The sequence below is a fragment of the Halobacterium yunchengense genome, from assembly GCF_037031165.1.
GTDB lineage: Archaea > Halobacteriota > Halobacteria > Halobacteriales > Halobacteriaceae > Halobacterium > Halobacterium yunchengense.
This window is the reverse complement of record NZ_JAYEZL010000003.1, coordinates 410121-436916: the sequence shown is the minus strand read 5'-3', so window position 1 is coordinate 436916 and position 26796 is coordinate 410121. Positions and strand designations below refer to the sequence as shown.

The following is a 26796-nucleotide window of genomic DNA, read 5'->3' as shown; positions in this document are numbered from 1 at the left end:
CATACGCCCTGCCGCTGCTGTCACGTCACAGGGCGGGGTGGTCGCGGCTCCACACTTGAACCCTCGGCGTGCGACGCCTCGGCCGGTTCCGTTACAGCGAAGGGCGCGAAGACCCAGCCCCGAGTATGGGCACGCCGCTGGAGCCGCGAGAACGACAGGTCGAGGAGGTCGTCGACCGCCTGCGCGACGAGTACCCCGACCCGGAGATCTCCCTGCACTTCTCGAATCGGCTCGAACTGCTGGTCGCCGTGATCCTGTCCGCGCAGTGCACGGACGAGCGCGTGAACCAGGAGACCGAACACCTCTTCGAGAAGTACCAGTCTCCGGAGGACTACGCGAACGCCGACCAGGACGACCTCGCCGAGGACCTGAACTCCATCACGTACTACAACAGCAAGGCCGGCTACCTGAAGAACGCCTGCCGGAAAATCGTCGCGGAGCACGGCGGCGAGGTGCCGGACACGATGGCCGAACTCACGGACCTCCCCGGGGTCGGCCGGAAGACGGCGAACGTCGTCCTCCAGCACGGCCACGACGTCACCGAGGGCATCGTCGTCGACACGCACGTCCAGCGGCTGTCGCGGCGCCTCGGCCTCACGGACGAACAGCGACCCGAGGCCATCGAGGCGGACCTGATGCCGGTCGTGGCCCGCGAGCACTGGCAGAACTTCACGCACTGGCTCATCAGTCACGGCCGGGACACGTGCACGGCGCGAAACCCCGACTGCGCTGACTGCGTGCTCGAGGACGTCTGTCCGTCCTCGAAGCTCGACCACGACGTCGACCTCGCGGACGGCAGCGAGTGGTGACCGCCCGGCCGCCGCTGCGGGCCGCCGCAGTCACGGGGTAAGTCGCGGCTTCGGTCCCGGGACAGCGGGGTCAAATCCCGGCTTTAGTTTTGAGAGAGGCTTTGAGGGTGGGTGGTGTAGACCGCGGTAGATGCCCGGAAACCGACTGCTGCCGTCGCGCTCGACCGTCGAGCGGGGGGACGGGTCGCGCGTCGTCGGCATCCGCGAGGACGCGGCCGACGAGGTGTTCGAGGCGCTGTCCTCGCGGACCGCCCGCGAGATCCTCGCCGCGCTCTACCAGGAGCCCGACACGGCCTCCAGCGTCGCCGACGAGGTCGGGACGTCGCTCCAGAACGCCACCTACCACCTGGAGAAGCTCGTCGACGCGGACCTCGTCGAGGTCGCGGACACGTGGTACTCCGAGCAGGGCCGCGAGATGAAGGTGTACGCGCCGGCCTCGGAGTCGCTGGTCGTGTTCGCGTCCGACGAGGCGTCGACGCCGTCGCTGAAGGACCGACTGCTGAACGCGCTCGGGGCGCTCGGAATCCTGGGCGTCGCGAGCCTGCTCGTCCAGCGGCTGTTCGGCGGCCGCGGCGACGCGACGCCGTACGAGGTGCGTACCGACGGCGACGGGGGTGGCGCTCCAGCGACCACCGAGGCGGCCGACGTCGGCATCATGAACGACGCCGCCGAGGAGACGCCCGCGCAGACGGAGCTCGCCGCCGACACCGCCCAGGCGGCGGCCGACGGGGCGCAGGGGCTGCCGCCTGGGCTGCTGTTCTTCCTCGGCGGCCTCCTCGCGTTCGCGCTCGTGCTCGGGTTCGTCTGGTACCGGCGCCGGTAGCGGCGGTCCGCAGCCGTCAGAACTGGCTGTGGTAGCGGAGGTAGAAGCGGATGACGCCGAGCACCCACGCGACGAGCCAGCAGACGGTGTAGCCGACGACGCCGGCGCGCAGGCGGAGCCGCCACGCGCCCATGTTCTCGTGGATGTCGTCGAGGTCGACGTCCTGGTCGGGGTCGTGGTAGAGGTTGTACTCGCGTTTCGCGCGCAGGATGGGGACGATGCCGGTGAGCGCGAACGCCAGGAACGCGTAGGCCTGCACGCCGAAGAACGCGTGCATCGCGGCGAAGCCGCTGAGCTGGTCGAGCAGGCGCGGGAGCATCCAGCCGGCGACGGGCACCGTCGTCATCGCCAGTCCGGCGAAGATGTACGCGAGGTGGTGCCTGAGGGTGGCCCACGTCACCGTCTCGGCGTCGACGACGATCCACGCGCCGTAGAGGTAGCAGGGGAAGCTCGCGGTGACCAGCACGGCGGCGGCGGCCGCCACCGTCACGTCCTCGACCATGCCGGAGCGTTCGGCGCACGCGACTAAACGGGTTCGGCTTCGTCCCGACGCGCGGGAACCTCGAATCCCGCGGTAGCGGCCGTCTCTGACTATCTTTCGTGACGTAGCAAAATTTACCGGAAGGTGTTCGGTACTGTCACGCATGGTCGAATTCGACTACGAGATCGACTCCGTCGCCGTCGTGCCGGAGTACTGTCACCGGTGCGGCGCCGAACTCGACGCCAGGGCCTACGAGGACCGCGAGCTCCCGTGGTGTGGCGACTGCGAGGTGTTCTTCTCGCGGAACCCGGTGCCGGGCGTCCACCTCGTCGTCCACGACGACGAGCGCGTGCTCGTCCTCGACGAGCCGATTCCGCAGCACGAGGGCCTGCTGAGCCTCCCCGGCGGCCACGCGCGTCCCGACGAGGGGCCGAGGCGGGCTGCGGTCCGCGAACTCGAGGAGGAGACGGGCCTGACGGCCGACCCCGGCGACCTCCGGTTTCTCACCGTGTTGCACGCGGAACTCCCGGACGTCGCGCTGTACCTGTTGACGTACGCCGTCGAGCGCTCGCGCGTCGCCGGCGACCTCACCACCGAGTTCGACGCCGGCGAGGCGCACTTCGCGCCGCTCGCGGCCCTCCGCGCGAACCCGGACCGCATCCGGGACTCGGACCTCGAGCGCATCGAACTCGCGTTCGGGGACTGACAGCGGGCTCCGAGACGGTAACGGGCCGGGGTCGGGCCGCCACACGGGGTCGGAAGGGTTTACCCGTTCCGTCCGCTACCCGCAGCTAATGACGGACGCCAGCGGCGGCGAGGACCGGTCGACCGACGGCGACGCGTCCACGCCCCACGGCGACGCGTCCGCCGACGCGGGGACCGACGGCGACGCGTCCGCCGACGAGGGGACCGACGGCGAGGGTGGAGCGGACGCCGAGGACCTCGAGTCGCTCCGCGAGCGCGTCGACGCGGAGTACGACTTCGAGGACTTCGGGCCCCGCGAGATGGCGGAGATGTCCGCCGACGAGTGGGAGGCCGCGTTCGACCCGGACACGTGGATCACGGGCCGGGACCTCCTCGACCGCGTCGAGGCGGACCTCCGCCACCGGGTCGCCACCAGGGACGTGTTCGCGGTCGTCGAGCGCGACAGCATCGACGGCGAACCCGTCGTGCTCGCGTACTCCGACGAGGGCTACGCGGTCGTCTACCCGGACGGGACCGTCCGGGGGACCGGGACCGTGCTCCGCGACGTGAAGCCGACGGTCGCGCTGTGCTCGATGGACGACTACGACGTCCCGGACGCCCCAGAGAACGCGGGACTGCCCGACCCACAGGAGGTGCCGGAGGGCAGCGGCGGGTTCGGGACGACGCTGCTCCAGTACGTCGGGCTGGCGCAGTTCGCCGTCGGCGTCCTGCTCGTCCTCGCGCCGTTCGTCTACGACCCCCTCGTGCGCACGTGCCAGCCGGCAGCGGGCGGCGCCGGTCGGACCTGCACCGTCGCCGGGTCGACGCTCCACCTCTACCCGCTCGGCGACTCCGCGATCATCGCGGTCATCGCCGGCATCGGGTTCGCGCTGTTCGGCGGGCTGATGCTGCTGGTCGTCGCGAACGCCAGGCTCTCGGACCGCTTCCGGTCCGAGGAGTTCCGCGAGCGCCTCCGCGCGGCCGGCCTCGGGGACGGCGAGCGGCCGGAGTTCGTCCCCGAAACGGACAGCGACCGGTGACGCCGGAAGCGCCCTGAACGCCGGTAGAACGCGAGTACGGCGAGGCTGTCCGCTGGCGGCCATCGGTGGGTTTATGCGGGAGCCATCCTGACTCGCAACTGTATGAAGAGGCGGGACTTTCTGAAGATTGCGACCGGCTCGGCCGGCGGCGCCGCAGCCATCGGCGCGGCCGGCGCGCGGTCGTCCTCCGCATCCGCCGCCGTCCAGGAGGGCGAGGAGAACAACACGTCCTCCGGGAACGGCACCACCGGGAACGGCACGACCGGGAACGGTACGGCCGGGAACGAGACCACCGGTGAGGGCGAGGGCGGGGGCGACGAGTTCCCCGGCGCCGGGACGACGGAGACCGTCGCGGTCGGTCCCGACGGACAGAACATCTTCGACCCCGAGACGGTGTACATCCAGCGCGGCGCGACCGTCGAGTGGGTGTGGGAGTCGCCCGGTCACAACGTGCACGCGACCAACGTGCCGGAGGACGCGGACTGGGACGTCCAGACGGAGATCACCGGTCCCGAGTTCACGTACTCGTACACGTTCGAGGGTCCCCTCGGCGAGTACGAGTACGTCTGTGACCCCCACGAGGGCGTCGGGATGGTCGGCACGGTCGTCGTCAACGAGTCGGGCGAGGCGCCCGGTGGCGACGGCGGCGGTGGCGCCGCGCAGCTGAGCCCCCACGACATGGGCGTGCCGTTCCAGGCGCACTTCGTGGGCATCGCCACCATCCTGATGATGATCGTGTCGCTGGTGTACGCGTTCTTCGTCCTCAAGTACGGCGAATCCCAGCACGCGAGCGCACCCAATAAAGAATAATGTCCTCGAAAGGCTCCAACTACGGCGACATCCACCGGTACGAGCCCGCCCGCGAGAGCACGGCGGCGAGCATCGCCATCGTCTTGCTGACGTTCATCGAGATCGTGTTCGTGGCGGTGTTCGCGTACGGCCTCGTGGCTGGGTGGGGACGCGACCCCATCGGGAACATGTACCTGGGGTTCCTCCTCGCGGTCATCTTCATCGACCTGTCGTTCGTCCTGCTGCTGTACCGCAAGGAGTTCCTGCCGGACGTGATGATCGTGAAGAAGCGCCGCCGCAAGTGGGAGGACCTCTACGTCCGCGAGGACCAGGCGGACGGCGTCTCCGCGATGGGGGACACCGTCGAACAGTTGAAGAAAGCAGTCTACCCATACTACAAGAAGTAACCAATGTCTGACAAGTACCCAGAGAGTTCGGGACGCCGGCGCTTCGTGAAGGGCGTCGTCGGCAGCGCCGCCGTCGCGGGCATCGGCACCGCGGGCGTCGCGGCCGTCGACTCCATCACGAACCCGACCGGCGCGGGCGGCGGCCCGACCGACTACTTCGGCGTCGAGAACACCGCCGGGCCGGCGCCGCGCGCGATGCCGATGATCCCGGTCGAGGTCGACGACGAGGGCTACCTCCGCGGCGTCTACCCGGAGATCCAGGAGACCGAGACGGAGACGGGCGAAGTCGTCCAGGAGGCGCGGATGGAACTCGGCGGCATCGAGTACAGCGCCAACTGGTTCCAGTACTGCGGCGTCCAGACCTACGAGGGCGTCCGGCCCGGCTACGACGGCGACAACTACTTCCGGTACTCCGGCGGCTACGACTGGCAGCCGTCGTCCGGGCGCGTCAGCGTCGACGACTTCGAGGACTACGAGACCTGGGAGAACGAGTTCGGCGACGGTCCGATCGGCAAGCCGGCGAAGGCGACCTGGCGCTCGCAGGACACCGAGAACTCCATCCCCATCCAGCTCATCCGGAGCAGCCTCGTCGAGGAGAAGATCGCCGAGGAGAGCGGCGAAGCCATCGACTGGCTGGAGGCCGCGACGACGGACGGCTTCATGGCCATCCTCAACAAGTGCACGCACTTCTGCTGTGCGCCACAGGGGTTCCGGACGTCGAACTACGGCGGCTCCGGTGACAAGATCTACTGCCAGTGCCACCAGTCGATCTACGACCCGTACAGCATCGTGAAACGCAGCTTCGTGGCGTTCGCGCGCCCGGAGGAGTAACATGAGCATCGAACGCAAGGACGAACACGACCACGAAGCCTGGATCCAGGAGAAGGACCTGACGCCGATCGAGCAGTCGTTCCTGACGGTGCTCGTCTGGCTGGACGAACGGCTCCGGCTCGTCGACTACCTGGAGCTGCTGGAGACCCTCTACTACCGGGTCAACCTCCAGATGCCGAAGAGCCACACCGAACAGTACAACCTCGACAACAAGTTCTGGTACTGGTACCCGCTGTACTCGCTGGGGTTCTTCTCGACGGTGGCGTACATCGTCGCGGCGATCTCCGGCGCCCTGCTCGGGTTCTACTACTCGCCGTCCGCGGCCGCTGGCGCCGCCGACATCGAGGGCGCGACGGTCGCGTACAGCACCGTCGCCGCCATCATGACGGACCTCAACTTCGGGTTCTTCCTCCGGTCGCTGCACCGGTGGGCCGCCCAGGTGATGACCGCGGCGGTGTTCCTGCACATGCTGCGCGTGTACTTCACCGGCGCGTACAAGGAACCCCGCGAGGTGAACTGGATCATCGGCATCGTCCTGCTCAGCCTCACGATGGTGTTCGGGTACACGGGCTACCTGCTCCCGTGGGACCAGCTGGCGTTCTGGGCCGGACAGATCGGCGTGGAGATGAGCCTCTCCATCCCGCTCATCGGCGAGTGGGTGGCGCAACTGATGTTCGGCGGGTTCTCGCTCGGCCAGGCGACGCTGCAGCGGATGTACCTCCTGCACGTGTTCCTGCTGCCGTTCGTCGTGACGACCGTCATCGCCATCCACCTCGGCCTCGTGTGGATGCAGGGCATCGCGGAACCCCACTAGAACAATGACCGAAGACACCACCGAAGACGCGGCTCGCACCGACGGCACGGGCATCGTTCCGCCGGACGACGAGACCCCGACGTGGCGCGAGCGCAAGGAGCGCACGACGGGGCTGTCCCGGCTGACCTACGAGTACTTCGAGCGCTCGCGGCGCGAGGACCAGGACCTCCGCGAGGAGTCGGACTACGTGGAACGCGACGTGCTCGCGTTCCCCGTCTGGCCGCACGAGCTCATCCGGAACCTCGCGCTGACGAGCTTCTTCGTCGGGATGATCTTCTTCCTGGCGGCGACGCTGCCGCCCCACCTCGGGAACCCCGCGAACCCGAGCCAGACGCCGAGCGTCATCCTGCCGGACTGGTATCTCTACTGGTCGTTCGGCCTGCTGAAGCTCGGTCCGCTGAACCCCGAGCTGGCCATCCTCGGCGGCGACAAGCTGATGGCCGACCGCACGTACGGCGTGCTCGCGAACGTCGTGGTCGTCGGGTTCATCGCCGTCGTCCCGTTCCTCAACAAGGGGAGCGCGCGCCGCCCCGTCGAGCAGCCGTTCTGGGCGTCGATCGGCGTGATGGGGGTCGTGTTCGCGTTCACCATCAGCGCGTACTCCGCGAAGAACCTGATTCCGCTCGACCCGCACCTGCTGTTCGACCTGACGTTCCTGTTGCCGCCGCTGATCGGCGCGCTGTCGTACGCGGTCCTGAAGACGATGCGGGAGGGGTACATGTACGACCTGAACCGCCGGTACTACAAGCTGCGGCCGCCGAAGTAGCCGGCCGTCGCTCCGTTCTCGGTCGTTTCGTTCCCCATCGCTTCGTTCTCCGTCGTCTCGTTCCCCGTCGTTTCGTTGTCTGTCGTTTCGTTCCCCATCGCTTCGTTCTCCGTCGTTTCGTTCCCCATCGCTTCGTTCTCCGTCGTTTCGTTCCCCATCGCTTCGTTCTCCGTCGTTTCGTTCCCCATCGCTTCGTTCTCCGTCGTTTCGCTCTCTGTCGTCTCGTTGTCTGTCGCTGGTCACGCGGTCGACCGTGCTCGGTCGCCGAATCCGCCGTCGACCGTGCTGCGTCGCTGGTCCCGCACTGGCGTCGCCGTGCTCGCCGCGCACGGTCGCGTCGCCGCGGCGCGTGCCGGCCGTGACCGCGAGAGTGAAGTAGCGGCCGGCCGTCAACCGGGACAATGAGCGACGGGAGCCGCGGCCGCGACGTCGTCGTGCCCGACCGCCTCTACAAGTCCGTGACGGTGTTCTCGACGCTGTTCGCGGTGGTGGCCGTCGTCGGGGGGTTCGTCGCGCTGGACGCCGCGACGAACGCCGGTCGCGCCGCGCCGGACGAAGTGAACGTGTTCCTGGCGGCGTTCGGCGTCGGCCTCATCGCCGCCGGCGGACTCGTGTACGCGTTCGCGTCCCGGTTCCGGGCCGGCGGAATGGCAACGGATAAGGACAGCGACGACGAACCCACGGACAATGGCTGACGAGTTCGCGAAGGGGCTCGGGCTCTTGACCGGTGCGGGCCTCATCTGGATGGTGCTGGCGGGCTGGTACAAGACGCCGAGTTTCGGCGGGGCACAGCTCACGGGCTCGCCGCCGAGCGACCTCTCGATGCTCGGCGAGCTCGCGCTCATCACGCTGGAGGCGTCGTTCTACCTGGCGATCTTCGGCGCGCTCCTGTTCTGGGTGGGCGTGCCGCTGGGCAGGGAACTGTACGCGCAGGTCGTCGGCGAGTAACCGCGCTTTCTCCGTCATTTCACGCGACCCGGCAGCGACGCGTCCGGCGTCGACCTCGCGAGTGACTCCACTGCCGGTGGCCGGCGCCGCCGGGCCTCTCGAGGCGGCCTGGGGCGACGCGAGGCGTGGCACAAGCGACGCGAGGACTTCGGAGCGCCGGTACGCCGACCGGACGCTGGCTGTGGCCGGCGTCGCGACTACTGCACTACTTGGGACCGTCACGAGCGGCGGCGCGGACGCGGCGTCGCCGCCGAGCCCTCGACGGAGAGCGAAGCGAAGCGAAACGAAGCGAAACGAAGCGGCGTGGTGCGTTCGGGCGGCGCGGTCGGCGGGGTCGCGGCGGCCTCAGATGACCTGGACCCAGATGGGCTTGATGAGGAAGAAGACGCTGAGGAACGCGGCGTACAGGAACGTGAGGGTGGCGGCGGCGATGGCGCCCTTCGGGGCCTCGAGGCTCATGCCCTCGCGCGCTTCGACCTTGCGGGCTTCGAACTCGAAGAAGTCCGCGACGAACGTCCCGAGCACGAGCGTGGACAGCACCATGCCGGAGTGGTGGTGCAGCGAGAGGTAGTAGAAGCTCAGCAGGACGAGCCCCCAGGACGTGAACGCGTGGAACGGGTGCCAGGAGAGCGCGTCGGCGCCGTCCTCGGCCTGGCGTTCGTGGGCGCTGTGGGCGACGCGTCGGCTCACGAAGTTCAACACGACCATTGCCATGACCGCGTGCTCGGCGTACGGCGCGAGCAGCGCGTCGAGGGGCCCGAAGATCGCGACCGATGGGTCTACCATAGGCGATGGTTCGGTGTGTCGCGGTATTATGTCTTTTCCAATGCGGTCACGCGGACGACGCGGCGGGCGCGGACGCCGCGACGACGGCGACCGGCAGCGGGACGCCCCACGCCAGTTCGACCGGCTCGTCCGGGGTCGCGTACCCGGCGTCGCGGCCGTCGGCGAACACGGCGACGGCGGCCGTCTCGCGCACGACCGTCAGCGAGACTGGCGGGCCGAGTACCCACCGGGGTTTCGCGACGCGGAACGGCGCGATGGGGACCACGGCGACGGTGTCGGCGTCCCCCGAGAGCAGCGGGCCGCCGGCGTCGCTGGCGTACCCGCGACTGCCGGCCGGCGTTGCCGCGACGACGCCGTCCGCGCGCACCGTGTCGACGTCGTCGTCGCCGTCCCGGATCGCGTACTCGGAGATCCGCGCGGGCTCGTCGGTGACCAGGTGGACGTCCGCGAGCGCGCGGGTCTCCTCGCCGCCGACCGTCGCCGACAGCGTCGGCTGGTCGCGGACCTCATAGTCGCCGGTCGCGACGTCGGCGAGCGCCTCCGGCAGGTCGTCGCGCGCGACGCCCCCGTACCCGGCGCCTGCGTCGACCGGGAGGACGGGAGTCCCGGCCTGGGCCTCGACGGCGTCGAGGAGCGCGTCCTCGCCGAGCGCGACGAGTACGTCGACGTCCCCGACGGCGTCCCTGCCGACCACCGGTTCGCCGCCCGCGTCCCCCACGGCGTTCGCGGCCGCGTTCGCGCCGTCGCCGAGCAGTCCGACGCGCGTCACCGGAACCACCGGCGTCGAGTCCTCGCGGTCATCGTGGGAAGGCGGGCGCGGCAGTCGCAAAAAGGCTACGGGCCGCGGCGGGCGCTGCGGGTCAGTCGTCGTACGGCCAGTCCCCGGTGACCCGCATGCCCGCCGCGAGCCCCTCGTCCTCGAGGGCGGCCGCGACGTCGGCCTCGCTGGCGTGCGCGACGGCGAAGTCGTCGCCGGCGAGCTCGACGGTCAGCGCCGCGAGCAGGATGGCCTGTTCGCGGAAGTCCCGCGCCTCGAGCTTGTCGAGGGTGTCGGCGTACGTGTGACCCCAGCCGCGGCCCGGGCCATCCGTGTCGCTGGCGACGTGGTAGCCGGGGACGCCGTACTTGACGTACTCCCAGTGGTCGGAGTGCGGGTTCAGGTCGGGCGAGACCGAGACGGGGTGGTCGAAGCGGTCGGCGACCGCCCGGGCGGCGTCGCCGAGCGCGTCGAAGTGGTGGGTGTGGAACTGGAGCGTGCGGCCGCGCACGACGCCGTCGAGGTTGAGGACGGCCCGTATCGCGTCCCGGTCGCGGCGCTCGGCGTCGTACGCCGACCCCACGAGGCCGACCTCCTCGGCGCCGAAGCAGACGAAGCGCACCCGGGTGTCGAGTTCGGCCGCGCGGTCGGCGAGCGCGTCCGCGAGCTCGACGACCATCGCGGTGCCGGCGCCGTTGTCCATCGCGCCCTCGGCGACGTCGTGGGCGTCGACGTGGCTCGTGACGAGCAGTTCCTCGTCCGTGTCCGGGCCGAGCGTCGCGTGGACGTTCTGGCTGGTGGCGTCGTGGACGTCGGCGGTGACGGAGACGCCGACCGGTTCGCCGTCGTACTTGCGCGCGAGGCGGGCGCCGACCTCCTTCGAGACGCCGACGGCGGGGACCTCGCCGATGGGGTTCTCGCTGGTGCCGACGCTGCCCGTCGGCGGCAGGCAGCCCTCGACGTGGTTCCGGTAGACGAACGCGGCCGCGCCCGCCTCGACGGCGTGGTAGTACTTCTCGCGGCGGTGGAGGTAGCGGTCGTACCACTCCGGCACGTCCGAGGCCACCATCACGACCGTCCCGTCGAGGTCGGCGCGCTCGAAGTCGTCCGGGAGCCCGTACCCGAGGTCGACGAACTCGCCGGTCGCGTCGCCGCTGGGGCTGCGCGGTAACGCGATGGCGTCCTCGTCGCCGTCCGGCGTCTGGACGGCGCTGTCGCCGCGCGTCCAGCCCTGTATCTCGAACTCGTCGAGGCGGGCGTCCCCGCAGGCGGCCGCGAGCGCGTCCCGGGTCGCCTCGGCGGCCTCGCGCTCGCCCTCGGAGCCCGCCATCCGGTCGCGGACGTCGACGAGGGTCTCGAGGTGCGTCCAGCCCGTGTCGCTGGTGAACAGCTCACCGATCCAGTCGGTCATGTCTACGGCGACGCTCACCACGGCGTAAGTCGTTTCGGAAGCAGAAGCAGTCGGGGGGGTTCACCCCCGGCGGGAGCGCGCGGCGTTCAGATGTCGCCTTCGTCCTTCAGGCCCTCGATGACGTCGTCGACGAGGGACTCGGCGTCGTCGTACGGGAACTCGGCGCGGCTCGAGAGCTTCGTCGCCAGCTCCATCGCGGTGAACGACTTGCCGCCGGCCTCGAACGTCGTCGAGGGGCCGTTCGGGAGCGCGGGCACGAGGTCCATCTGGTTGTTCACTGGGTAGTCGGCGCCCGAGAAGGCGTCGAGGAGTTCCTTCCGGAGTTCGGCTTCGACGTCTGCCATACGTTCCCGTGGACGCGGACTCTCCAAAAGGGTTCTGGAACCCCGAACGCGCCGCGTGGAGTTTCTCCGTGCGGGAGCGCCCGCCGCACGGCCGGCCGGCGAGTCGTTCGCGAACTGAAGTTTTTTGCCGGCTGCAGGCGACCCACCGAGTATGCGAGCGGCGCTCTCGGAGTGGCGGCCGCGCATCGACGCGGAGATCGCGCGGCTGCTCCCGCGGACGCTGACGGCCGACGCCGTCGCCGAGCGGTTCGGGGAGCCGCAGTTCGCCTACGACGCGGACGCGCTGACGAGTGCCCTCTGCGAGCCCGTCTGGGACCTGCTCGACCGCGGCGGGAAGCGCTGGCGGCCCGTCCTCTTCCTGGTCGCCGCGGAGGGGTTCGGCGGCGACCCCGAGGAACTGCTGCCCTACGCGACCATCCCCGAGGTCCTCCACACCGGCACTATCATCGTCGACGACGTCGAGGACGGCGCGACCCTCCGGCGCGGCGGCCCCGCCATCCACCGCACGTACGGCGTCGACGTCGCGCTGAACGCCGGGAACGCCCTCTACTTCGTGCCGCTGAAGGTCGTCACGGACGACCCCGCCGACCTCCCCGCGGAGCGGCGGCTGCGCGCGTTCGACATGCTCACGCACGAACTCAACCGCACGCACCTCGGCCAGGGGACGGACATCCACTGGCACAACGGCGACAGCGTCGCCATGACCGAACGCGAGTACCTGGAGATGAGCGCGTGCAAGACGGGCGCACTCGGCCGCATCGCCGGCCGGCTCGCCGCCATCGTCACGGGCCAGGACGAGGCGACGGAGGCCCACCTGGCGGACTACGCGGAGTCGCTGTGCATCGCGTTCCAGATCGCCGACGACGTCCTCGACGTCGAGCACACGCTCGACGAGGCGGGCGACTTCGGGAAGGCGTTCGGGAACGACGTCCGCGAGGGCAAGCGCACCCTCCTGGTGATCCACGCCGTCGAGCACGCCGACGAGGCCGACGCGGCGCGGCTCCGGGAGGTCCTCACCGACGACGACCCGAGCGACGAGGACGTCCTCGACGCCGTCGGCGTGCTGCGGGACGCGGGCAGCGTCGAGTACGCCCGCGAGCGCGCCCGCGAGCTCGCGGCGGCCGCCCGCGACCACCTCGACGCCGTCGACGTCCGCGACGAGCAGGCCGACCAGCTCGCCGCGTTCACGGAGTTCGTCGTCGACCGGGACGCCTGAGCGCCGCGCGGACTTCCGGTAGGCGCGCGCTTTTCACCCGCGCGACGCAGGGTCGACCATGGACGTCGACTTCGACCTGCTGAGCGAACTGACGGCCGTCGACGGCACGCCCGGCCAGGAGGACCGCGTGCGCGCGGTCGTCCGCGAGCACCTCCCCGAGGACGTCGACGAGGTTCGCACGGACGCGATGGGGAACCTCGTCGCGACCGTCGAGGGCGCGACGGACCCCGACTTCGAGGTGCTGGTCGCGGCGCACATGGACGAGATCGGGTTCCTCGTGCGGCACGTCCACGACGACGGCTTCGTGCGGGTGGACGCGCTCGGCGGCTGGGACCCGCGAGTGCTGCGCGCCGAGCGCGCGACCGTCCACGCCGCCGGCGGCGACCTCCCCGGGGTCATCGGGTCGCCGCCGCCGCACACCGACGGCAACCCCTACATGCGGGACGAAGACGAGGTGCGGGACGTGTTCATCGACCTCGGCCTCCCCGCCGAGGCGGTCGAGGAACGCGTCAGCGTCGGGGACCGCGTGACGCTCACCCAGCCGCTGGAGCGCGTCGGCGACCTCCTCACGGGGAAGGCCGTCGACAACCGCGTGAGCGTGTACGCGCTGCTGGAGGTGGCCGCCCGCGTCGACCCCGACGTGACCGTGCACTTCGCGGCGACCACCCAGGAGGAGGTCGGTCTGCGCGGCGCGGAGGCGATCGGCGCCGACGTCGACCCGGACCTCGCGCTGAACCTCGACACCACCGTCGCCAACGACATCCCGCAGTTCGTCTACGAGGAGGACCACGTCACGGAACTCGGGGCGGGCGCCGCGGTGAAGCTCAAGGACGGCGTCGTCATCCCGAACCCGAAAGTCGTCGACCAGTTGCTCGCCGTCGCCGACCGCGAGGGGCTCGCCCACCAGCTGGAGGTGCTGCCCGCGGGCGGCACCGACACGGGACCGCTCCAGCGCTCGCACGGCGCGACTCCCGCGGGCGCGCTCTCGACGCCGACGCGGTACCTCCACACGCCAACGGAGGCCGCCCACGTCGACGACGTCGCCGCCGTCGTCGACCTCGCGAGCGCGTTCCTCGCGGACCTCGACGGCGACGAGGACTACGCGCTCTGAGCGGGCGTCGGGCCGCGTCGACGCCGTTCCGTCGGCCGGTCGCCGGGACGCGCAAACCAAAGTATTCAGTACCCGGTGTCCCTTAGCGTCGCGCATGACCGACGACACAGGCGAGCGCGTGACGCGCCGCAGGTTCCTCCGCACTGGCGCCGGCGTCGCGGCCGCGGGGGTCGCCGCGACCGGTTCGGCGGCCGCCCAGGAGGACGGCGGTGGCGGATCCACCGAGATCACGGTGGGTCCCGGCGGGTCGAACGTCTTCGACCCGGAGACGGCGTACGTCGAACCCGGCGGGACGGTCAAGTGGGTGTGGGACTCCGGCGGCCACAACGTCGCCGTGGAGTCCACCCCGGACGGCGCGGAGTGGACGGGCCACGAACCGATCGAGGACGCCGGCTTCGAGTACGAGCACACCTTCGAGACCGAGGGCACCTACGAGTACGTCTGCACGCCCCACGCCAGCGTCGGCATGACTGGCGTCGTCGAGGTGACGACGGACCCGCCGGAGGAACCGCAGGGCTACCAGTCCATTCTCCCGAACAGCGCGAAGACCCTCGGCGTCGCGGCCGTCGGCTCGATGACGTCCGTCCTCGGGCTGACGTACTTCTTCATGCGGTACGGCGGCGACTACGGCGAGGGCGACCACGAGTAGGGCTCGCGGCGCGCCGACGCCCTCCGGTCAGACCGCGACCCACTCGCGGCGGTCGCTGCTCTCCGCGACTGCGTCCAGCAGCCGCTGGACCGCGAGGCCGTCGCCGAAGTCCGGTTCGAACGCGGCGCCGTCGGCGACCGCCGAGAGGAACTCGTAGTTCTCGTGGACGAACGTCTGCTCCCAGCCGAGCGCGTGGCCGGACGGCCACCACTGCTCGCCGTAGGGGTGGTCGTCGTCGGTGACGAGCACCGTCTCGAAGCCGCGGCCGTCGCCGCGCAGCACCTCGAGTTCGTTCAGCCGCTGGAGGTCGAACCGCACCGCGCCCGCCGAGCCGTCGAGCTCGAAGGCGTGCTGGTTCCGGCGGCCGGTCGCGTACCGCGTCGCCTCGAACGTCCCCACCGCGCCGCACTCGAACTCGGCGTGCGCGGCGAACGCGTCGTCGACGGTCACTGGGCGCGGGTCGCCGCCGCCTTCGGGGACGCGCTCGTCGACGAACGTCTCCGCGTGCCCGCTGACGGCGTCGACGTCGCCGACGAGGTAGCGCGCGAGGTCGAAGCTGTGCGCGCCGAGGTCGCCAAGCGCCCCGGAGCCGGCGGCGTCGGCGTCCAGCCGCCAGGTCCACGGCGCGTCCGGGTCGACGAGCCAGTCCTGGAGGTAGCGGAAGCGCGCGTGCCGGAGCTCGCCGAGTTCGCCGGCCTCGACCAGCTCTCTCGCGTACCGGACCGCCGGCACGAACCGGTAGTTGAACCCGACCGCGGCGACGGCGTCGCTGGCCGCCGCGGCGGCGGCCATCCGCTCGGCCCCGTCGAGAGTCGGCGCCAGCGGCTTCTCGCAGAGGACGTGGACGCCCGCGTCGAGGGCCGCGACCGTCGGCTCGACGTGGACGCTGTTCGGCCCGAGGTTGTAGAAGACGTCGACGTCGAGGGCGTCCCGCCAGTCCGTCTCGACGCGCGAGAACCCCATTCGGTCGGCGGCCTCGCCGGCGGCGGCCGCGTCGCGGCCGACCAGCACGTCCAGGGAGACCTCGGGGGCGTCCGGGAAGAACTGCGGGAGCGTGCGAAGCGCGTTCGCGTGCGCGTCGCCCATGAACCCGTAGCCGAGCATCCCCACCGAGAGCGGTTCGCTGGCCACGACTACCGGCACCTCCGTCGAGTGCGCCCCGCGCGGGCGCCGAAAGCGAGCGTCCAGTGCACGCTCCCAGGATTCACTCGCCGCCAGATAAGCGTTGTCGGCCGACGGGCTACCGCCGCTCGACCGCGAGGTCGACGGGCCGGCGCTCCCCCTCCAGGTCGGCGACGACGCGCTCGACGACGCGCTCGCCCTCCTCGACGACGAGGTCGACGACGCGGTCGACCACCCAGTCGAGGGAGACGAACGCCGGCAGGTCGAGCGTGCCGCGCGCGCTCCCCGCGTCGTAGGTCACGACCAGCGACACCGCACACCCCGACTCCGCCTCCTCGACCAGCCAGCTCCCGTGGGCGTCGATGCCGCCGACGAGCTCCCAGTCGATGCGGTGTGGCTCCTCCGTGGCGGTGACCCGCGACCGCACCGTGTGCGAGAGCTTCCACCACGCGAACGTCAGCTCGTAGGTCGTGCCCGGCCCGCCGTCGCCGTCCCGTCGGACTGACTGCAGGTACTCCGAGTACTCCGCGTACCCCTGGAAGTCCAGGAGGAACGCGTAGGCCTCGGCGGGCGGCACGCGCACGTCCGTCCGCACCTCGACGGTGTTCACAGCCGGCGTTGGAGCCACGACGGGAAATGCCTGCCGCGCGTGACCGCCGCGACCGTCGACCGCGGCGCTTGTATCCCCCAGGGGACTACGTGGGCCCATGACCGAACGAGTCGCCGTGGTCGGCGGCGGGCCAGCGGGCCTGACGGCCGCCATCTACACCGCGCGGGCAGGCCTCCAGACGACCGTCTACGACGCCGGCGAACCGATCCTCGCGCGCAACGCCCACCTGGAGAACGTCCCCGGGTTCCCGGCTGGCGTGAACGCGCGGACGTTCCTGTCGGCGACGCGCGAGCAGGCCGAGCGCGCCGGCGTCGAGTTCGTCGACGCCCGCGTCGACCACGTCGCCCGCAGCGACGACGGCTTCGACGTCCAGACCGACGGCGGCGCCGCCGAGGACGCCGACTTCGTCGTCGCCGCGTCCTGGCCGGACTCCTCGTACCTCGCGGACTTCGACCTGGAGCGGGTCCAGCGCGGGTCGAAGACGATGCTCGCGGTCGACGAGTTCGCGCGCACCGGCGTCGACGGCCTCTACGCGGCCGGCCGCCTCGCGCGCCAGTACCACCAGGCCGTCGTCGCCGCCGGTCACGGCGCCACCGCCGGCCTCACCGTCGTCGAGGACAGCGACGTCCCCTACTACCACGACTGGGTCGCGCCGGACGGCTACTTCACGGGCCGCGGCCGGGACCTCCCGCCGGGCTGCGAGGAGGTTCCCGAGGCCGAGCGCCGCGACCGCGAACGCGAGAGCCTCGAGGCCCTCCGCGACTGCTCGCCCGCCGAGCCGCCGACCCAGCACCCCCGCGTCGACGACGAGTAGCCGAACCCTTTTCTCCGATGCCGGGACCAGGCCGTGGCGTGACGTAGCCGCCGACGCCCGGCAGCCCAGCGGGAGTGCGACCCACTGCCGGGTGACGCGAGCGCCGCGACCGCTCGCCGCCCGGGTCGCCTGCCAGCCCCACGCGACGTCGAACGCACCGATTTAAGTCGCCGCCGGACCGACGACTGCACGAATGCTCTCCGGAGTGAACGTCGCCGTCGGCGTCACGGGCAGCATCGCCGCGGTGAAGGTCGTGGAGCTCGCCCACGAGCTCCGCCGCCGCGGCGCCGACGTCCGCGCCGTGATGACCGACAGCGCGCGCGGCATCGTCCACCCGTGGGCCGTCGAGTTCGCGACGGACAACCCGGTCGTCACGGAGATCACGGGCGGCGTCGAGCACGTCGAGCTCTGCGGCACCGACGGCTGGGCGGACGTCCTCCTGGTCGCGCCGGCCACCGCCAACACCGTCGGGAAGGTCGCGAGCGCCGTCGACGACACGCCCGTGACGACCTGTGCGACCACCGCGCTCGGCGCGGGCGTCCCGGTCGTGGTCGCGCCGGCGATGCACGAGCCGATGTACGACCACCCCGGCGTGCTCGACGCCATCGACACCGTGGAGTCGTGGGGCGTCGACTTCGTGGCTCCCCGCGTCGAGGAGGGGAAAGCGAAGATCGCGACCGAGGAAGCCATCGTCGCGGAGACGGCTCGCGCAGCCGGCGACAGGCCGCTGGACGGCGCGCACGTCGTCGTCACGAGCGGCGCGACCAGCGAACCGATCGACCCGGTGCGCGTGCTCACGAACCGCTCCTCGGGCCGCACCGGCCGCGCCGTCGCCGCGGGCTGTTACGTCCGCGGCGCCGACGTGACGCTCGTCCACGACGGCGGCGACGTCCCCTACGCGGCCGTCCGCGAGGTCGAGACGGCCGCGGAGATGCTGGCCGCCGCCAGGGACGCGTGCGCGGACGCCGACGCGCTCGTCTCCGCGGCCGCGGTCAGCGACTACACCGTCGAGCCCAGCGACGAGAAGCTCCGCTCCGGCCGGGAGCGCACGCTGGACCTCCAGCCGACGCCGAAACTCATCGACGAGGTGCGCGCCGACCGCCCCGACCTCCCCATCGTCGGCTTCAAGGCCGAGACCTCGGGGGACGACGACGCGATGGTCGCCGCGGCCCGCGAGACCCTCGACCGCGTCGACCTCTCGTTCGTCGTGGCGAACGACGCCGGCGTGATGGGCGACGACGACACGCGCGCGCTGTTCGTCACCGGCGGCGACGCCACGGCGTTCGCCGGCAGCAAACGCGACCTCGGCCTCCGCGTCGCGGACGAACTCGCCGCCGTCCTCGCCGGCGACGACGCCGCGGACTGACCGGGACGCCGACTCCCCGTCGCCGGCGACGACCCGTCCCCGAGACCCGGCCGCGGTTACCGGTGTTCGGGCGAGACGCTGCCCCGGAGTTACGTGAAACCGAAGGTATCATCATACGCCGAACCCACTCGCCGAACACGAAAATGACGCTAGCTGCGCGGCCGCCGTCGGTACGGCGGCCCGAACGTCCGGAGGTGACCTGATGGGCGGCGACCTCCTCGTCCCGGTCGACGACTCGGTGACGCTCCGGCAGACGGTCGCGCACGTCGCCGAGCGCGCTCGTGAGGCGAGCGGCACGCCCACGCTGCACTTCGTCTACCCGCTCTCGGAGCGCCGCACCGCCGCGGATGACGAGGCGGCCGACGCCGAGGCGCTGCTCGAGCGCGTCGCCGTCTGGGCCGACGAGGACCTCGGCGAGGACGCCGACCGCGTGTCCGTGCAGACCGCCGTCGTCGGGGAGGCCGAGTACCTGTTCAACCCTGGCGACTACGCCGACGTCATCGAGGACTACGCCGCCACCCACGGCGTCACGTCCGTCGTCGTCGACCCGGAGTTCAACCCGCTCGGGATGGCGCCGCTGCTCCCGCCGCTCGAGCGCGAACTCGAGTCCGCCGGCCTGAGCGTCGAGCTCGCGCCGGTCGAGCGGCCGACCCGCCGTAGCCCGCTCACGCGCCCCGCCGGCCTCGGCCAGTTCGTCCTGTTGTTCTGCTCGACGTACGCGTTCTACCTCCTGGTCGGCGGGACGCTGTCGACGTTCGACCTCGCGACCGGCGCGGTCAGCGCGACCATCGTCGCCGCGCTCCTCTGGCGCATCACGACGCGCGGCGAGGTCGACCTCGCCGGCCTGGGCGGCCGCCTCGGCCGGCTGGCGCTGTACGTCCCGTACCTGCTCTGGGAGATCGTGCAGGCGAACGTCCAGATCGCCCGGGTCGTCCTCCACCCGCGGCTCCCCATCGACCCGAAGGTCGTCGAGTTCGACGCCGCGGTGTGGTCGGAGCTGCCGGCGACGACGCTCGCGAACTCCATCACGCTGACGCCCGGGACGCTCACCGTGGACGTGACCCGGCGGCACTTCACGGTGCACAGCCTCACGCGGGGGTCCCGCGAGGACCTCCTGGAGGGCGCCCTCGAGCGCGCGGTCCGGTTCGTGTTCTACGGGCGGCGCGCGATGCGCATCCCGACGCCGCGGGAGCGCGGCGCGCGCACCGGCGACGAACCGACGACCGAGGTGGCCGCCGGCGGCGCCGGCGCAGACGTGGACGACACGGGGGGAGAGAACGCGTGAGCTTCGTCACCGACGTCCTGATGGCCGGCGCGGGCGCGTTCATCGTCCTGTCGATCGTCGTGCTCTACCGCGTCGCGAAGGGCCCGACGATGCAGGACCGCGTCATCGCGGTGAACGCCATCGGCACCAACATCGTCGTCGTCATCGCGCTGGTGGCGGCGGCGACGGGGACGCCGGGCGCCCTCGACATCGCCATCGTGTACGCGCTGTTGAACTTCCTGATGAGCATCGCCATCTCGAAGTTCACCGTCGAGCGGGGTGGTGTGCTGTGACGCCCCGCGAGCTCGCGATCGCCGCGCTCGTCGCCGGCGGCGTGTTCTTCACGTTCGTCGCGGCGGTCGGCCTCCTGCGGCTGCCGGACGTCTACACGCGCGCTCACGGCGCCTCGAAGAGCGACACGCTCGGCGCCGGGCTGTCGGTCGCCGGCGTCGCGGTGACGTTCGGCGCCGACATCCCGACCGCGAAGGCGGTGTTGCTCGTCGTGTTCCTCTTCCTCACGAACCCCACCGCGGCCCACGCTATTGCGCGCGCCGCGGCCGACCAGGGCATCGAACCGTGGACCGTCGACGACGAGGGTGATGGCGAATGAGCGTGGAGCTCCCGCTGCTCGTGTTCGTGCTCTGCGCGGCGCTCGCGACCGCGGTGCTGCGGGACGTGCTCGCGGCCATCATCTCGTTCGCGACGTACAGCCTCGCCATCGCCGTGGTGTGGGTGGTGCTGCAGGCGCCCGACGTCGGCCTCACGGAGGCGGCGGTGGGCGCGGGCGTCACGACCGTGCTGTTCCTGCTCACCATCGCGAAGACGATCCGGCCGTCCGGGGACCGCGTGCTCGAACGACTCGACGTCCCCGCGCTCGCGGTGTCCGTGCTGCTGGTCGGCGTGCTGTTGACGACGCTGGGCGCGCTCCCCGAGGTCGGCAGCCCGGACACCACCGTCATCACGTCCGACGTGACGAACTACTACCTCGCGAACGCGTACACGGAGACGGGCGTGAAGAACGCCGTCACCGCCGTGCTCGCGGCGTACCGGGGGTTCGATACGCTCGGCGAGGCGGTGGTCGTCTACTCGGCGGGCGTCGGCCTGCTCGTCGTCCTCGGCAAGGAGGTGTTCGCGTGAGCGACGCGAACGCGGACGCCGACGAGGCGGTCGAGACGGCGGGCGACCTCCGGGACTACGTGGAGAGCCCAATCATCATGGCGACGGTGCGCGTCGTGTCCCCGTTCGTGTTCACGTACGGGCTGTTCGTGATGTTCCACGGCGCGGACTCCGCGGGCGGCGGCTTCCAGGGCGGCGTCATCGTCGCCACCGTGATGTTGATGCTCGGCATCGCGTTCGGCATCGACCCGCTCCGCGAGTGGGTGGGCGAGTCGGCGCTCGTCGCGCTGCTAGTCGTCGGCGTCGCGGTCTTCCTCGGCATCGGCGTCGGCACCGTCGCGCTCGGCGGCGGCTTCCTCGAGTACCGCGTCGTCGGGACCGAACTCGGCGTCCCCGACGCGGTCAAGTACGGCATCGAGGCGGTCGAACTGGCGATCGGCGTCATCGTGGCCAGCACCATCACGGGGCTGTTCTTCGCGATCGACGCCGGCAAGGACGGAGGTGACGAGCAATGATAGACGCTCTCGCAGCCCGGGACTACTACGTCGCGACGTTCCTGCTGCTCGGCATCGGGTCGTACGTGATGATCGCGTCCCGCAACTTCGTGAAGAAGGTCATCGGCATGAACATCTTCCAGACCGGCATCTTCCTGTTCTTCATCGCGTCGGCGTACGTGGAGGGCGGCAACCCGCCGATACTGACGATGAGCGAACCGCACGTCAGCCCGCTACCGCACGTGCTCATCCTCACCGCCATCGTCGTCGGCGTCGCGCTGACGGCGGTCGCGCTGGGCATGGTCGTCCGCATCTACGCGGAGTACGGCACCCTCAACGAGGACACGCTCCAGGAGGTGCGTGACGGTGAGTGACCTCGTCGCGCTCGCGGTCGCGGTCCCCATCTTCGGGTCGCTCGTGGCGTTCCTCGTGGGCGTCGCGCGCTCGGAGAGCGGGTGGCCGGTCGCGGTCGCCGCGACGCTCGCGCACCTCGCGGTCGCGGTGACGCTCGCCGAGCGCGCGTTCACCGGCGGCCGCATCGAGTACGTCGTCGGCGGCTTCGAGGTGCCGTACGGCATCGAACTCGTCGTCGACGGCCTCTCCGCGACGATGCTCGTGCTGATCGCGGCGGTGTCGCTGGGCGTGCTGGCGTACGCGCGCCGCGCCGGCCCGCGCTCGAACCCGTTCTACGCGGTGTACCTGCTGCTGGTCACGGGCCTCACCGGAATGAGCGTCACCGGCGACCTGTTCAACATGTACGTGTTCCTCGAGATCACGGGGCTGGCGGCGTACGCGCTCGTCGCCAGCGGCGACCGCGGCGAGTCCGCCGTCGCCGCGCTGAAGTACCTGCTCGTCGGCACCGTCGGCGCGTCGCTGTTCCTGCTCGGCGTCGGGTACGCGTACATCGACACCGGGACGCTGAACATGGGCGACCTCGCCGCGAAGCTCGCGGCGAACGGCTACGACGCGACGCTCACGCAGGCCGCGTTCGCGCTCGTCGTCGTCGGCCTGTTCATCAAGGTCGCGGTGTTCCCGCTGCACACCTGGCAGCCGGACGCGTACGCCGGCGCGCCGGACTCCGTCAGCGGCCTCATCTCCGCGCTCGTCTCGACGGTCGCGGCGTACGCGCTGCTGCGCGTCGTCTACACGGTGTTCGGCGCCGGGTTCCTCGACGCGAACGAGCTCGCCCACGGCATCCTCGTGGCGGGCGCGACCGTCAGCATCGTCGTCGGCAGCCTGCTCGCCGTCTCGCAGTCCCGGGTCAAGCGCATGCTGGCGTACTCGTCGGTCTCCCAGTTCGGCCTCGTCGTCGCCGCCATCGCCATCGGGAACGTCACCGCGCTCACGGGCGCGGCCGTCCACCTCGTCGGCCACGCCGTCATGAAGGGCGGCCTGTTCCTGACCGCCGGCCTCGTCGCGACGGAGACCGGCGCGCGGTCCGTCGACGAGTTCGAGGGGCTCGTCCAGCGCTCCCCCGTGGGCGCGGGCGTCTTCGGCGTGCTCGCCGTCGCGATGGTGGGCGTGCCGCCGACCGTCGGCTTCGCCGGGAAGTGGTACGTCGCCGTCGGCGCCGCCGAGGCCGGCTCGTGGGGCCTGCTCGCGGTCATCGTCGCGAGCACGCTGCTGACGCTGGCGTACTTCGCGCGGCTCGTCGAGCGGATGTTCTTCCGCGAACCGGCGGCCGACCTCGAGCCCGCCGTCGAGCGCGTCGGCGCGAGCGCCCTCGCGGACGGCGGCGACGGGGACGAGGACGCCGAGGAAGCGGGGGCGTCCCCGGGCATGTACGCGACAGTGGTCGCGGCGGCCGTGCTCGCGGTCGCGCTCGGGTTCGTCGTGTTCCAGTACGCAGACCTGATGCAGCCGACAATCGAGGGACTCCTGTCATGACCGAGATTCCGTCACTCCTGCCGCTCGCCGCGGTGCTCGCACCGGCGGTCGCCGTCGCGCCGATCCTGGCGTCCGGCGACCGCCCGAACCTCCGGGAGGCCTGGACCCTGCTCGCTTCCGTGCTCGCGCTCGGCGCGGTCGCGAGCATGGTGCCGGGCGTCCTCGCCGGGGACACGTACGTCACCGACCTCGGGACGCTCGTCCAGTACGTCGAGTTCACGCTGCGCGTGGACGCGCTCGGCCTGCTGTTCGGGCTGCTCGCGAGCACGCTCTGGCTGGTGACGAGCCTGTACAGCATCGGCTACATGCGCGGCCTCGACGAGCACAGCCAGACGCGGTACTTCGCCGCGTTCGCCGGCAGCGTGGCGTCCGCCGTCGGCGTCGCGTTCGCCGCGAACCTCGTCGTGCTGTACCTGTTCTACGAGCTGTTGACGGTCGCCACCTACCCCCTGGTCGCGCACGACGAGACCGACGAGGCCCGCGCGGCCGGCCGCAAGTACCTCGCGTACACGTTCGGCGGCGGCGTCGCCGTGCTCGCGGGCATCCTGCTCGTCGTCCATCTCGCCGGCTCCACCGGGTTCGTGCCCGGCGGCGTCGACGCGCTCGCCGGCAGCGACCCGACGCTGGCTCGCGCGGCGTTCGCGCTGCTGGTCACCGGCTTCGGCGTGAAGGCGGCGCTGATGCCGCTGCACTCGTGGCTGCCGGACGCGATGGTCGCGCCGACGCCCGTCTCCGGGCTGTTGCACGCCGTCGCCGTCGTGAAGTCCGGCGTGTTCGGCGTCGCGCGCGTCCTCCTGGACGTCTTCGGCGTCGAACTCGTCGCGGACCTCGGCGTCGGCGGCGTCCTCGCCGCGGTGGCGGCGTTCACGCTCGTCGTCGCCTCCGTCATCGCGCTCCGCCAGGACAACCTCAAGCGCCGGCTCGCGTTCTCGACGGTGAGCCAGCTGTCGTACATCGTGCTCGGGCTCGCCGTCGGCGCGGCGGCCGCGCCCTCCGCGGCGACGAAGTGGGCGCTGATTGGCGGGCTCCTGCACATCCCGGCGCACGCGTTCATGAAGCTCACGCTGTTCTTCTGTGCGGGCGCGCTCCACGTCGAGACCCACACCGACGACATCTCGGAGATGGCCGGCATCGGGAGACGCATGCCGCTGACGATGGGCGCGTTCGCCGTCGCGGCGGCCGGGATGGCCGGCATCCCGCTGGTCGCCGGCTTCGTCTCGAAGTACTTCCTGCTCATCGGGACCGTCTCCGCGGGCGACCTGGCGTTCACGGCCGCCCTCCTCGTCTCGGGCGTGCTGAACATCGCGTACTTCTGGCCGGTCGTCTACACGGCGTTCTTCGAGTCCCACGGCGACGCCGACGAGAAGCCGCTGCTCGAAGGCCCGCTCGGCGGCCGGTTCGGCACGGACGCCCGAACCGACGGCGGGCACGCGGGTGCAAGCGGCGACGACCACCACGGGGACGACCACGACCACCACGGGGACGACCACGACCACCACGGCGGCGGCCCGTTCGAGCGCCGCGCGCCGAACGGCGCGGAGGGGTCGTGGTTCCTCGTCGCGCCCATCCTGTTCGCGGCCGCCGGCTCCGTCGCGCTCGGCGTCGCCCCCGACGCGGCCGTCTTCCTGCGAGTCGTCCGCGAGATCGTCGAGCAGGCCGCGATGCTGGGGGTGGTGGCCTGATGGACCCCGTCGTCCCGCCGTTCGTCCCCGTGCTGCTGGCGGCCGTCCTGCTGCCGTTCCTCGGCCGGCGGGCCGGCCACGCGCTCGGCGCGCTCGCCACCGCAGCGGTCGTCCCCTACGTCTGGCTCGTCGACGAGGGCGTCTACGTCCAGACGAAGCTGTTCGGGTTCGACGCCGTGCTGTTCAACGTCGACCAGTTCTCCGTGCTGATGGGTCTCATCTTCGGGTTCATCGGCGCGGCCGGCGTGCTCTACTCGTACGCCAGCGACGCCGAGAACCTCCAGACCGCGTTCGCGCTCGGCTACGTCGGCACCAGCCTCGGCGCCGTCTTCGGCGGCGACTGGCTCTCCCTGATCTTCTTCTGGGAGCTGATGGCCGTCACCAGCACGCTGCTCGTCTGGCACTACGGCGGCAAGGCAGTGCGCGCGGGCTTCCGGTACGCGCTCGCGCACGGCATCGGCGGCACGCTGTTCCTCGGCGCCATCGTCTGGCACTACGCCGAGGCGGGGACGTTCCTGTTCGCGACGGTGCCCGGCGGCCCCGAGACTGCGGGCCTCGCCGGGTCCGTCGCGCCGCTGCTCGCCGCCGTCGGCATCGGCGTCAACGTCGGCTTCATCGGCCTGCACGCGTGGCTGCCCGACACGTACCCGCGGCCGCACGTCGCGGCGAGCGTCTTCCTCTGCGTGTTCACCACGAAGACCGGCGTCTACGGCATGTACCGCGTGTTCCCCGAGGACGGGAACGTCGCGGTCGCGTACATGGGCGGCCTGATGGCCGTCTTCGGCGCGACGATGGCGCTGTTCCAGAACGACATGCGGCGCCTGCTGTCCTACCACATCCAGTCCCAGGTGGGGTACATGGTCGCCGGCGTCGGCATCGGCTCCGCGCTCGCGCAGGCCGGCGCGTTCGCGCACGTCTTCAACCACATCCTCTACAAGGGGCTGCTGTTCATGACCGCGGGCGTCGTCGTCTACCGCACGGGCGAGGAGAGCCTGAAGAAACTCGGCGGCCTCGCCGGCGAGATGCCGGTCACGGCGGGCGCGTTCAGCGTCGCTGCGCTCTCGATCGCCGGCTTCCCCGGGTTCAACGGCTTCGTCTCGAAGGGCATCGTCATCTCGGCGAGCCACTACGAGTTCGAGTACGGGCCGTTCGCCGTCGCCGGCTTCACGACCCTCGAACTCCTGTTGCTCGTGGGCGGCGTCGGCACGTTCATGTCGTTCATCAAGTTCGGCTACTACGCGTTCTTCCACGGCACGTACGACGGCACCGTGAAGGACGCCAACCGCGGGCAGTCCGTCGCGATGGTGGCCGTCGCCGCGCTCTGCGTCTTCTACGGCCTCTTCGACGGCGCGCTGTTCGCCATCCTGCCGTTCGACGTGACCAGCGACGCGGTCGTCGGCCACGTCTACGTCACGTACACCGTCGACCACGTCGTCGAGGGCGTCGCGCTCGCCGCCCTCGGCCTGCTCGGGTTCGCGGCCGTCAAGCGGCCGCTCTCGAAGGTGAAACGCGTCCCGGACGTCGACGACGCGTACAACCCGCTGACCTTCCACGCGACCCGCTGGCTGGTCGTGGGCGTCACCGAACTGTACGCCGCCGTCGACCGGGCCGTGGTTCGCGGGGCGACGTACACCGTCGACGTCGTGCGCTCGCCCGCGTCGACCGCCGGCAGGTTCGTCGGCGAGGACCGCGTGTCGCTGCGCGCGGACACCAGCGCCAGCATCCTCCTCGTCGTCGTGATGCTCGCGGTGGCGCTCGCGCTGACGGTGCTGTGA

The 26796-nt window shown here is 71.2% G+C and carries 33 protein-coding genes; 25 read left to right on the top strand and 8 right to left on the bottom strand.

Annotation, left to right across the window (positions count from 1 at the left end):
- Positions 1–125 precede the first annotated feature (125 nt).
- The gene (gene nth, locus U5911_RS11380) at positions 126–809 is read left to right on the top strand and encodes an endonuclease III (RefSeq protein ID WP_336034244.1); all 684 of its coding nucleotides are present in this window, start codon (positions 126–128) and stop codon (positions 807–809) included.
- Between the two features lie 130 nt (positions 810–939).
- Complete coding sequence (locus U5911_RS11375; protein ID WP_336034242.1) at positions 940–1632, top strand: ArsR/SmtB family transcription factor; 693 nt, start codon at positions 940–942, stop codon at positions 1630–1632.
- Between the two features lie 16 nt (positions 1633–1648).
- Here U5911_RS11375 and U5911_RS11370 read toward each other — a convergent pair whose 3' ends face one another.
- Positions 1649–2134 carry a DUF7321 family protein gene (locus U5911_RS11370; RefSeq protein WP_336034240.1) on the bottom strand — a complete coding sequence of 162 codons (486 nt, stop codon included), beginning with the start codon at positions 2132–2134 and terminating at the stop codon, positions 1649–1651.
- A 142-nt stretch (positions 2135–2276) separates the two neighbouring features.
- Here U5911_RS11370 and U5911_RS11365 point away from each other — a divergent pair, with 142 nt between their 5' ends.
- The 7 genes from U5911_RS11365 (at position 2277) to U5911_RS11335 (ending at position 7444) form a co-directional block, all read left to right on the top strand.
- A complete protein-coding gene (locus U5911_RS11365) occupies positions 2277–2819 on the top strand; it encodes an NUDIX hydrolase (protein WP_336034238.1) in 543 nt (180 codons plus the stop codon).
- 88 nt (positions 2820–2907) lie between these two features.
- On the top strand, positions 2908–3837 hold the full coding sequence (locus U5911_RS11360) for a DUF7319 domain-containing protein (RefSeq protein ID WP_336034236.1): 930 nt from the start codon (positions 2908–2910) through the stop codon (positions 3835–3837).
- 102 nt (positions 3838–3939) lie between these two features.
- Positions 3940–4647, top strand: a complete 708-nt coding sequence (locus U5911_RS11355) for a plastocyanin/azurin family copper-binding protein (RefSeq protein WP_336034234.1) — start codon at positions 3940–3942, stop codon at positions 4645–4647.
- Positions 4647–5033: a DUF7318 family protein gene (locus U5911_RS11350; RefSeq protein ID WP_336034232.1), complete on the top strand. Its 387-nt coding sequence runs from the start codon at positions 4647–4649 to the stop codon at positions 5031–5033. Before U5911_RS11355 ends, U5911_RS11350 begins: the two co-directional genes overlap by 1 nt.
- A gap of 3 nt (positions 5034–5036) precedes the next feature.
- On the top strand, positions 5037–5864 hold the full coding sequence (locus tag U5911_RS11345) for a ubiquinol-cytochrome c reductase iron-sulfur subunit (RefSeq protein ID WP_336034231.1): 828 nt from the start codon (positions 5037–5039) through the stop codon (positions 5862–5864).
- A 1-nt stretch (position 5865) separates the two neighbouring features.
- Positions 5866–6678 carry a cytochrome b gene (locus U5911_RS11340; protein WP_336034230.1) on the top strand — a complete coding sequence of 271 codons (813 nt, stop codon included), beginning with the start codon at positions 5866–5868 and terminating at the stop codon, positions 6676–6678.
- A gap of 4 nt (positions 6679–6682) precedes the next feature.
- A complete protein-coding gene (locus U5911_RS11335; protein ID WP_336034228.1) occupies positions 6683–7444 on the top strand; it encodes a cytochrome b family protein in 762 nt (253 codons plus the stop codon).
- Here the strand turns inward: U5911_RS11335 and U5911_RS11330 are convergent.
- The gene (locus U5911_RS11330; protein WP_336037155.1) at positions 7420–7632 is read right to left on the bottom strand and encodes a hypothetical protein; all 213 of its coding nucleotides are present in this window, start codon (positions 7630–7632) and stop codon (positions 7420–7422) included. The genes U5911_RS11335 and U5911_RS11330 overlap by 25 nt on opposite strands.
- Positions 7633–7845: 213 nt before the next feature.
- Between U5911_RS11330 and U5911_RS11325 the strand changes: the two genes are divergently transcribed.
- Together U5911_RS11325 and U5911_RS11320 are read left to right on the top strand one after the other, a co-directional pair.
- Entirely contained in the window at positions 7846–8139 is a 294-nt protein-coding gene (locus U5911_RS11325; RefSeq protein ID WP_336034225.1) for a DUF7315 family membrane protein, read from the top strand.
- Positions 8132–8392, top strand: coding sequence for a DUF7314 family protein (locus tag U5911_RS11320; RefSeq protein ID WP_336034223.1), 261 nt, complete (start codon positions 8132–8134; stop codon positions 8390–8392). The genes U5911_RS11325 and U5911_RS11320 overlap by 8 nt, the downstream gene beginning before the upstream one ends.
- A 345-nt stretch (positions 8393–8737) precedes the next feature.
- On the opposite strand, the gene U5911_RS11315 is transcribed toward U5911_RS11320, so the two are convergent.
- From U5911_RS11315 to U5911_RS11300, 4 genes are all read right to left on the bottom strand, one after another.
- Positions 8738–9178 (bottom strand): DUF7313 family protein, encoded by a 441-nt coding sequence (locus U5911_RS11315; RefSeq protein WP_336034222.1) that lies wholly within the window; start codon positions 9176–9178, stop codon positions 8738–8740.
- 46 nt (positions 9179–9224) lie between these two features.
- A complete protein-coding gene (locus tag U5911_RS11310) occupies positions 9225–9947 on the bottom strand; it encodes an NAD(+)/NADH kinase (RefSeq protein WP_336034221.1) in 723 nt (240 codons plus the stop codon).
- A gap of 91 nt (positions 9948–10038) precedes the next feature.
- Positions 10039–11346 (bottom strand): M28 family metallopeptidase, encoded by a 1308-nt coding sequence (locus tag U5911_RS11305; protein WP_336034219.1) that lies wholly within the window; start codon positions 11344–11346, stop codon positions 10039–10041.
- An 86-nt stretch (positions 11347–11432) separates the two neighbouring features.
- Positions 11433–11690 (bottom strand): MTH865 family protein, encoded by a 258-nt coding sequence (locus U5911_RS11300; RefSeq protein ID WP_336034218.1) that lies wholly within the window; start codon positions 11688–11690, stop codon positions 11433–11435.
- Positions 11691–11841: 151 nt separating this feature from the next.
- Between U5911_RS11300 and U5911_RS11295 the strand changes: the two genes are divergently transcribed.
- The 3 genes from U5911_RS11295 (at position 11842) to U5911_RS11285 (ending at position 14666) form a co-directional block, all read left to right on the top strand.
- Positions 11842–12906, top strand: coding sequence for a polyprenyl synthetase family protein (locus tag U5911_RS11295; RefSeq protein ID WP_336034217.1), 1065 nt, complete (start codon positions 11842–11844; stop codon positions 12904–12906).
- 58 nt (positions 12907–12964) lie between these two features.
- Positions 12965–14017 carry a M42 family metallopeptidase gene (locus tag U5911_RS11290; protein ID WP_336034215.1) on the top strand — a complete coding sequence of 351 codons (1053 nt, stop codon included), beginning with the start codon at positions 12965–12967 and terminating at the stop codon, positions 14015–14017.
- Positions 14018–14111: 94 nt separating this feature from the next.
- Entirely contained in the window at positions 14112–14666 is a 555-nt protein-coding gene (locus tag U5911_RS11285) for a plastocyanin/azurin family copper-binding protein (RefSeq protein ID WP_336034213.1), read from the top strand.
- 27 nt (positions 14667–14693) lie between these two features.
- Here the strand turns inward: U5911_RS11285 and U5911_RS11280 are convergent, their stop codons facing one another.
- Positions 14694–15770: a Gfo/Idh/MocA family protein gene (locus tag U5911_RS11280; protein ID WP_336035854.1), complete on the bottom strand. Its 1077-nt coding sequence runs from the start codon at positions 15768–15770 to the stop codon at positions 14694–14696.
- Positions 15771–15906: 136 nt separating this feature from the next.
- The gene (locus U5911_RS11275) at positions 15907–16398 is read right to left on the bottom strand and encodes a type II toxin-antitoxin system RatA family toxin (protein ID WP_336037154.1); all 492 of its coding nucleotides are present in this window, start codon (positions 16396–16398) and stop codon (positions 15907–15909) included.
- A 97-nt stretch (positions 16399–16495) separates the two neighbouring features.
- On the opposite strand from U5911_RS11275, the gene U5911_RS11270 reads away from it, so the two are divergent.
- The 11 genes from U5911_RS11270 to U5911_RS11220 all read left to right on the top strand — a co-directional run bounded on the left by U5911_RS11270 (position 16496) and on the right by U5911_RS11220 (position 26796).
- Entirely contained in the window at positions 16496–17212 is a 717-nt protein-coding gene (locus U5911_RS11270; RefSeq protein ID WP_336037153.1) for an NAD(P)/FAD-dependent oxidoreductase, read from the top strand.
- 193 nt (positions 17213–17405) lie between these two features.
- A complete protein-coding gene (gene coaBC, locus U5911_RS11265) occupies positions 17406–18578 on the top strand; it encodes a bifunctional phosphopantothenoylcysteine decarboxylase/phosphopantothenate--cysteine ligase CoaBC (protein WP_336037152.1) in 1173 nt (390 codons plus the stop codon).
- Between the two features lie 202 nt (positions 18579–18780).
- Positions 18781–19863, top strand: coding sequence for a monovalent cation/H+ antiporter subunit E (locus U5911_RS11260; protein ID WP_336037151.1), 1083 nt, complete (start codon positions 18781–18783; stop codon positions 19861–19863).
- A gap of 20 nt (positions 19864–19883) precedes the next feature.
- Positions 19884–20135, top strand: coding sequence for a cation:proton antiporter (locus U5911_RS11255; RefSeq protein WP_418771535.1), 252 nt, complete (start codon positions 19884–19886; stop codon positions 20133–20135).
- Positions 20132–20452: a monovalent cation/H(+) antiporter subunit G gene (gene mnhG / locus U5911_RS11250; protein ID WP_336037149.1), complete on the top strand. Its 321-nt coding sequence runs from the start codon at positions 20132–20134 to the stop codon at positions 20450–20452. The genes U5911_RS11255 and mnhG overlap by 4 nt, the downstream gene beginning before the upstream one ends.
- Positions 20449–20979: a DUF4040 domain-containing protein gene (locus U5911_RS11245; protein ID WP_336037148.1), complete on the top strand. Its 531-nt coding sequence runs from the start codon at positions 20449–20451 to the stop codon at positions 20977–20979. The genes mnhG and U5911_RS11245 overlap by 4 nt, the downstream gene beginning before the upstream one ends.
- Entirely contained in the window at positions 20976–21473 is a 498-nt protein-coding gene (locus U5911_RS11240) for an MnhB domain-containing protein (protein ID WP_336037147.1), read from the top strand. Before U5911_RS11245 ends, U5911_RS11240 begins: the two co-directional genes overlap by 4 nt.
- Positions 21470–21826, top strand: a complete 357-nt coding sequence (locus tag U5911_RS11235) for a cation:proton antiporter subunit C (protein ID WP_336037146.1) — start codon at positions 21470–21472, stop codon at positions 21824–21826. The genes U5911_RS11240 and U5911_RS11235 overlap by 4 nt, the downstream gene beginning before the upstream one ends.
- Entirely contained in the window at positions 21819–23339 is a 1521-nt protein-coding gene (locus U5911_RS11230) for a monovalent cation/H+ antiporter subunit D family protein (protein ID WP_336037145.1), read from the top strand. The genes U5911_RS11235 and U5911_RS11230 overlap by 8 nt, the downstream gene beginning before the upstream one ends.
- Positions 23336–25021 (top strand): proton-conducting transporter transmembrane domain-containing protein, encoded by a 1686-nt coding sequence (locus tag U5911_RS11225; protein ID WP_336037144.1) that lies wholly within the window; start codon positions 23336–23338, stop codon positions 25019–25021. Before U5911_RS11230 ends, U5911_RS11225 begins: the two co-directional genes overlap by 4 nt.
- Positions 25021–26796 carry a Na(+)/H(+) antiporter subunit D gene (locus U5911_RS11220; protein ID WP_336037143.1) on the top strand — a complete coding sequence of 592 codons (1776 nt, stop codon included), beginning with the start codon at positions 25021–25023 and terminating at the stop codon, positions 26794–26796. The genes U5911_RS11225 and U5911_RS11220 overlap by 1 nt, the downstream gene beginning before the upstream one ends.